Origin of the sequence: Hymenobacter fastidiosus (assembly GCF_039539565.1) — a bacterium.
GTDB classification, from domain to species: domain Bacteria; phylum Bacteroidota; class Bacteroidia; order Cytophagales; family Hymenobacteraceae; genus Hymenobacter; species Hymenobacter fastidiosus.
Window position 1 is genome coordinate 1 of record NZ_BAABDJ010000043.1, and the last position, 1,497, is coordinate 1,497.

The 1,497-nt window shown below is 56.4% G+C and carries 3 protein-coding genes; all 3 read right to left on the reverse strand.

The features are described from left to right. Nucleotides 1-46 precede the first annotated feature (46 nt). The gene (locus tag ABD833_RS19005; RefSeq protein ID WP_345075173.1) at nucleotides 47-307 is read right to left on the reverse strand and encodes a transposase; all 261 of its coding nucleotides are present in this window, start codon (nucleotides 305-307) and stop codon (nucleotides 47-49) included. 105 nt (nucleotides 308-412) lie between these two features. Beyond that, entirely contained in the window at nucleotides 413-1,102 is a 690-nt protein-coding gene (locus tag ABD833_RS19010; RefSeq protein WP_345075174.1) for an SGNH/GDSL hydrolase family protein, read from the reverse strand. Between the two features lie 98 nt (nucleotides 1,103-1,200). Further along, the coding region (locus ABD833_RS19015) for a transposase family protein (RefSeq protein ID WP_345075175.1) at nucleotides 1,201-1,497 on the reverse strand (297 nt) is incomplete at its 5' end.

Consider the following 1,497-nt stretch of genomic DNA (forward strand, 5'->3'; position numbering starts at 1 on the left):
AGGGTCATATTGAGAAAGCGTTTCAATCCCAAACGAATACGACCACTTAATGTTTTTCAACCACTAGCAGCTTGTTGGCCGCACGCAGGGCGCGCACTTCCGGGTCGCGGGCCACTTCCACACTGCCCACCTCGGCCACTACCTGCGCCTGCTGCCAGCGGTAGAGCAGCTTGGGGCTGATGCCCAACTGCCGGGCCGCGGCTTGGGTGCTGCGGCTCTCGCTGGCCAGGCGCAGCGCCTCGGCCTTGAAGGCCTCATCGTATTTACGCCGTTTGTCGGGCGACGTGCCGCTGGATTTTGCTGCCATAACAGAAGAAATATACGTCCTTCTTCTGTCCGGCTTGCCTAGACCACCTCATCATATGCCCATCCAACCCCCTATTGACGAGCATAATCGCCGATCCACCGTGCCTTAGACCACCGCCAAATTATGAATACTCCGTGAATAGATGTTCGATAAATACTCTGCCAGTACTTGATGCCCCTCCGCATTTAAATGCGAATTGTCAATAAATAAAGCCTGACTACCTACTAGTACTACGTGCGTGTCTACGAAAAGCAGGTTATCATGATTATGCAGCCGGCGCTTCATTATCCAGCCCCCCAATTTCCGGATCAGGGTGTCAGACGCTCCTTGCGTTGGAAAGGGTGATAGGAAAATAAACAGGGTATCAGGGTTAGTTTTGCATGCTGCATTCAATAATGTGAATGCAGCCTCATGCTTCTTTAACCCAAGCCAGGTCAGCAGATACAGGCCGGCCACTATTACGCACCGCAGCCGCCAGCTTAGCTGATACAGCAGCACACCGGCCAGGCTAGGCTTTTTGGCCACCATGCTGCTGGCTTCCCCAGCCGAAGGCTGGGAAGCCGTTGCACCAGCTACTACAGTCTTGTCAGCCGCTTCCACGGACGGCGTGCTCTTCTTGCGGCGCTTCAAGCCCACTGTGTGCTGCAAGGCCGTGGGCAAGTCACTCGAAAACTCGTAGTTACCCAGCTGGAACACTACTACTGCCTCTTCCTCTTTCCGCTGGTCATCCAGAAACTCGTGCAGCTGGGTGAAGGGCAGATTAGCCACCTTCTCCGTTGTGTAGCCCGGCCACATCTGGCTTAGAATAGCTGGAAAGCTCTGGTTCTCCTGCAGAGGCCAGCCCAGTACGTGGCACCCGCCCAAATACCTAATTCGGGTTCCTGCATTAGACCTTATTCGATTTGGTTAGTGAGTTTATCGGGCGCGTAGGCCCGCCAGGCGCTGCGTACGCGCAGGTTATGCAGGCCGCAGGCCACGGCCATCACCGTGTCGCGCCGCCACTCGCCGCGTAAGCGTAGCGTGCCCTGGACCATGCGCAAGCGCTTGATGCCACTGTGGGCATGCTCAATGACGACGCGCAACGGGCTCAGCAGCTGATTGTAAAGCCGCTGAGCGAAGGTCAATTCCTGTTTCGGTGGCTTTTTGTGGGGCATCTCCACCAGCACCCCCGCCGGGGCGTGGCCCAGTAG